The 4,621-nt window shown below is 37.0% G+C and carries 4 protein-coding genes; 2 read left to right on the forward strand and 2 right to left on the reverse strand.

What is annotated here, in order from left to right; genetic code table 11:
* Positions 1-118: 118 nt before the first annotated feature.
* Complete coding sequence (locus tag B3I52_RS12515; RefSeq protein WP_293301737.1) at positions 119-604, reverse strand: regulatory protein RecX; 486 nt, start codon at positions 602-604, stop codon at positions 119-121.
* A gap of 207 nt (positions 605-811) precedes the next feature.
* Between B3I52_RS12515 and B3I52_RS12520 the strand changes: the two genes are divergently transcribed.
* The gene (locus B3I52_RS12520) at positions 812-3,268 is read left to right on the forward strand and encodes a bifunctional UDP-N-acetylmuramoyl-tripeptide:D-alanyl-D-alanine ligase/alanine racemase (RefSeq protein ID WP_293301739.1); all 2,457 of its coding nucleotides are present in this window, start codon (positions 812-814) and stop codon (positions 3,266-3,268) included.
* A gap of 99 nt (positions 3,269-3,367) precedes the next feature.
* Positions 3,368-3,958: a DUF502 domain-containing protein gene (locus tag B3I52_RS12525; RefSeq protein ID WP_293301740.1), complete on the forward strand. Its 591-nt coding sequence runs from the start codon at positions 3,368-3,370 to the stop codon at positions 3,956-3,958.
* On the opposite strand, the gene B3I52_RS12530 is transcribed toward B3I52_RS12525, so the two are convergent.
* A complete protein-coding gene (locus B3I52_RS12530) occupies positions 3,955-4,446 on the reverse strand; it encodes a hypothetical protein (RefSeq protein ID WP_293301742.1) in 492 nt (163 codons plus the stop codon). The genes B3I52_RS12525 and B3I52_RS12530 overlap by 4 nt on opposite strands.
* Positions 4,447-4,621: the final 175 nt, after the last annotated feature.

The following is a 4,621-nucleotide window of genomic DNA, read 5'->3' on the forward strand; positions in this document are numbered from 1 at the left end:
ACCAGCTGAACTACCGAACCGTTCGCAACGTTAAACAACCGTTTTCCGTTTTGGTGATGCAAATATACGCAGATTTATATTTCTGCCAAGAAATATTTAATAAAAATTTAACATCTTATTATAAGTTGATGTTTTTCAGTAAAATAAAAATCAAATCTTTTTCATAACCCTTGCTATGAAGGTAGTTTACAAGCTTAAATTGACGTTTAATGGCATTCTTTTCTTTCTCTGTTTGTTGTTTCTTTTCTAATAGATTTCTTAAGCTTGCAACATATTCATCGCCATCAATGCTGTTTAATGCCTTTTTAATAATAGTGTCGGGTACTCTTTTTAGTTTCAAGCCTTGCTTTATTTTAATTTTGCCCCACTTCTTAATTTTAAACTTTCCAGAAACATAGGCAAAAGCAAAACGTTCTTCATTTAAGAAGTTTTCAGCAATAAGTGTCGAAATAATTTCCTCTACTTCTAAAGACTTCATTTGCCATTCGTACAACTTATCTCTAACCTCTTGTTGCGATCTTTCTTGATAGGCACACCAATTGGCGGCTTTCTGCAAAGCTGTTTTTTTATCGTAATTGTATGTTTTTTCTTTGTCGGTTTTCATCTGTTCATTTTATTAATGCGTTTACTATTATTTTTAATGGCATTAATGAGCTAGCTGATAGCTCGGTTTATTGTTTTTATATTTGCCAGATGTTCATTATTGCAATAAAACCATACTTACTTTAACTGGTGAATTATGATTTAATCGTGGACGGTTCATAAATATTTGTCGAAATTCGTGAAAAAATACCATTAACCTATCATCGTTATGCCAAAAGCGGAAACTTATACCATAGCACAGATTGCCGAAATAGTAGATGGGCAAAGTTTTTTGGCTAATGAAAAAGCTATAATTAAAAATTTACTGACAGATAGCCGTAACCTTACCGATGCATCGCATGCACTGTTTTTTGCTATTAATGGACAAAGAAACGCACATCAGTTTATAGCGAATGCCTATGAGCAAGGTATCAGAAGTTTTGTGGTTGCCCAACCTATAGATCAAGAAAAATACCCCAATTCAAATTGGATTAAAGTAAAAAATGTGCTTGCTGCGCTGCAACAATTAACCGGTTGGCATCGTAAAAAGTTTCATTTTCCTATGATTGGTGTTACGGGAAGTAACGGCAAAACAATTGTAAAAGAATGGCTTTATCAGCTATTGTCTGCAGATTTTAATATTGTTCGCAGCCCTAAAAGTTACAATTCGCAAATAGGTGTTCCGCTTTCAGTTTGGGCAATAAACAGCAATAATAGTTTAGGTATTTTCGAAGCAGGTATTTCTACCACAGACGAAATGGCCAACCTGGAAAAAATTATACAGCCAACTATAGGCATCCTTACCAATATCCGCGAAGCGCATAACGAAGGCTTTGTCAATAAAACCGAAAAGCTAAAAGAAAAATTAAAATTATTTGAGAAAGCAGCGCTTTTGATTTATTCGCCAGACTACATTCCTGAAAGTTTGTCTTTGCCCGCAAAGCGAAAATTTACATGGAGTTTTACCAGTTCGGCCGACTTGGAAATTTTACGAGCTGAAAGTATGGAGGGCAGTACTATGCTAGTTGCTAACTATAAAGGATCGGTTATTGAGGCCAAAATTCCATTTACAGATGCGGCAGCAATAGAAAATGCGGTAATTTGTTGGGCAACTTTGCTTGCCATGAATTATAGTGCCTACCAAGCCAGTTTAAGGTTAGCTAAGTTGGCAAAGGTGGCTATGCGTTTGCAGCTGGTAAACGGTATAGAGCAGTGTTCGCTAATAGATGATAGTTACAGTGCAGATATTTCTTCGTTAAGCATTGCGCTAGATTTTCTTAACCAACAAAATCAGCATCCAAAGCGTACATTGATCTTGTCAGATTTGCAGGAAACAGGTAAAACCGCAGATGAATTATATCAAGAAATTTCATTGCTGTTAAAGCAGAAAAAGATAGATAGGTTAATAGGTGTGGGCGAGCAAATCACGGCCCATCAGCATTTATTCGAAACAGAAAAGAGTTTTTATAAAGATACCAGAGATTTTTTAAACCATATCACTCATTTAAAGTTATACAACGAAACCATTTTGGTAAAAGGCGCTCGTAAGTTCGGCTTTGAGCAAGTTGTAAAAAGGTTGGCCCAAAAAACACACGATACCGTATTAGAAATTAACTTGAATGCACTATTGGCCAATTTACAGTTTTATAGAGCGCAGTTAATGCCAAACGTAAAAATTATGGCTATGGTAAAGGCCTTTTCTTATGGTAGCGGAAGCTTTGAGATTGCCAATTTGTTGCAACACCACAAGGTAGATTACCTTACCGTAGCCTATGTAGATGAGGGCATTGCTTTACGTAAGGCCGGTATTAAATTGCCAATGATGGTAATGAGCCCGGCGCCATCGGCTTTTGAGGTCATGCTAAGGTACCAATTACAACCCGAGATATACAGCTTGGATATTTTGAAAAGCTTTCTGCAGTTCTTGCCACAAGATGCCCGCCAATTTCCCATCCATATTAAGTTAGATACTGGCATGCACCGATTGGGTTTCGAGCATCATCAAATAGCAGATTTAATCGCACTGCTTAAACAAACCGAAAAGCTAAAAGTAGTGTCTGTATTTACGCATTTGGTAGCTACAGACGAGCAACAGCACGATGAATTTACACAATTGCAGGTAAATGGTTACGAGCAGATGTACCAAGCTTTGGCTAGCTCGTTAGGCTATCAGCCCATTCGGCATGTGCTAAATACTTCTGGTGTTAGCCGTTGGCCCCAATATCATTTCGATATGGTAAGATTGGGCATTGGCTTATACGGTTTTGATGCTGCACTTGCAAAGGGAGAAGGGTTGCAGACGGTAGCCACATTAAAAACTACCATCACACAAATTAAGCACATTTATCCGCACGAAACTGTTGGTTATGGAAGAAAAGGGAGTTTAGCCGAAGGAGGACAGATAGCTACGGTAAAAATTGGCTATGCAGACGGTTACAGCCGAGCTTTTGGTAATGGTGTAGGCAAAATGTTGGTTGATGGAAAGCTAGTGCCTACCATTGGTGCTATTTGTATGGATATGTGTATGTTGGACATTACCGGCCTAAATGTAGAAATAGGTGATGAGGTAGTGGTGTTTAACGATAAGCATACCATTGTAGATTTAGCAAAGGCAATACATACTATCCCTTACGAGATTTTAACCAATGTATCGCAAAGGGTAAAACGGGTTTATTACTACGAATAGTTGCTTTGTTTGGTTTGATGGTTTGTTGTTTGGAAATCGAAACCCAACTAAAAACTAATAAACTAAACAACCAACAAACTAAAAGATTAATTTTACAACATGAACAGAATTGGAAAGGCATTATTGAATTACATCATCAGAGGATTGTTAATTGTGGTGCCCATTGCTTTAAGTATTTTTATAGTGGTTTGGGCGGTAACTACCGTAGATAGTTGGTTAAATATCAATAATATTCTAGGGGTTGATCCGAAAACTGGCGAAAGCCGTAATATTCCGGGATTAGGCTTGGTATTTGTAATTACCATTATATTGGCAGCGGGTATTTTTGTGACCTATTTTGTAACCGAGCCCATGTACCATTGGTTTCAGCGTTGGCTAAATAAATTACCGCTTTTCAATTTTATTTATACTTCTATTAAAGATCTTACAGAGGCTTTTGTAGGAGATGAAAAGAAATTTAACCATCCGGTTTTGGTAGAGGTTGCCGGCGATATGAAACGTATTGGCTTTCTTACACAAAGTGATTTGAGCAAACTAGACATGGCTGATGAGGCTATTGTTTATTTTCCATTTTCTTATTCTTTTGCCGGACAGATTTATATTATAAAAAAAGATAAGATAAAACCGTTAAACATGAGTGCAGCCGATGCGATGAAATTGGTGGTTAGCGGTGGGGTAACTCAAATTTAAGCCCTTAAAACAGCCATAAAAACTACAAACACTATAAATACCACCAGTAAGCGAGTAAAAAACTCTTTGATATAAAGGCCGGCTAATAATAGCAGTTCGTTGTCTAAATTTTCTCCCAAAACTACTCCAGAGCTAGAAGATGCTTTAAAATTGAGATGTCTATCTTGATGGTTGCTTACGGTCCAGCTGTTTAACCAGCCATTGCTATAGTTCCATGAAAAAGGAACCTCGTTTTTTAAGGTGATGATAGCCCTAAATTGCCATATATGGAAAGTAATAGTGCCCAATTCCTCATGGTTGTCTCCGTAAATCGTAGTGGTAGTGTTTAGAAAACCATTACATTTAAAATGGTAGTTCTTTTGCCACATTATTCCAAAAGCATGGTTGTTCCAGGTTTCGAAAATGAGGTTGCCGCATATTTGTCCATCGCATAAAATTTGATGAGCGCTATGAAACATGCCCTTGGTCCATGTTACTGCTTTTTTCATGATAGGTTTTCTGTTTAGATATGTGGAACTACCTATACGTTACAAAGTAAAACCATTAAGGCTATTAACTGACGTACTTATTACAAAACAAAATCAATAAGCGTCAAATAAAAAGGGAGTGCAAATTTATTTTGGCACTCCCTTTTAGGTATAATAAATAACGTGAGTTTTGGGT

It is taken from the genome of Pedobacter sp. UBA4863 (assembly GCF_002399615.1).
GTDB lineage: Bacteria > Bacteroidota > Bacteroidia > Sphingobacteriales > Sphingobacteriaceae > Pedobacter.

What these genes read in the sequence shown, in the direction of transcription:
- B3I52_RS12515 (WP_293301737.1), bottom strand. Translation starts at nt 604, where the DNA reads ATGAAAACCGACAAAGAAAAAACATACAATTACGATAAAAAAACAGCT.
- B3I52_RS12520 (WP_293301739.1), top strand. Translation starts at nt 812, where the DNA reads ATGCCAAAAGCGGAAACTTATACCATAGCACAGATTGCCGAAATAGTA.
- B3I52_RS12525 (WP_293301740.1), top strand. Translation starts at nt 3,368, where the DNA reads ATGAACAGAATTGGAAAGGCATTATTGAATTACATCATCAGAGGATTG.
- B3I52_RS12530 (WP_293301742.1), bottom strand. Translation starts at nt 4,446, where the DNA reads ATGAAAAAAGCAGTAACATGGACCAAGGGCATGTTTCATAGCGCTCAT.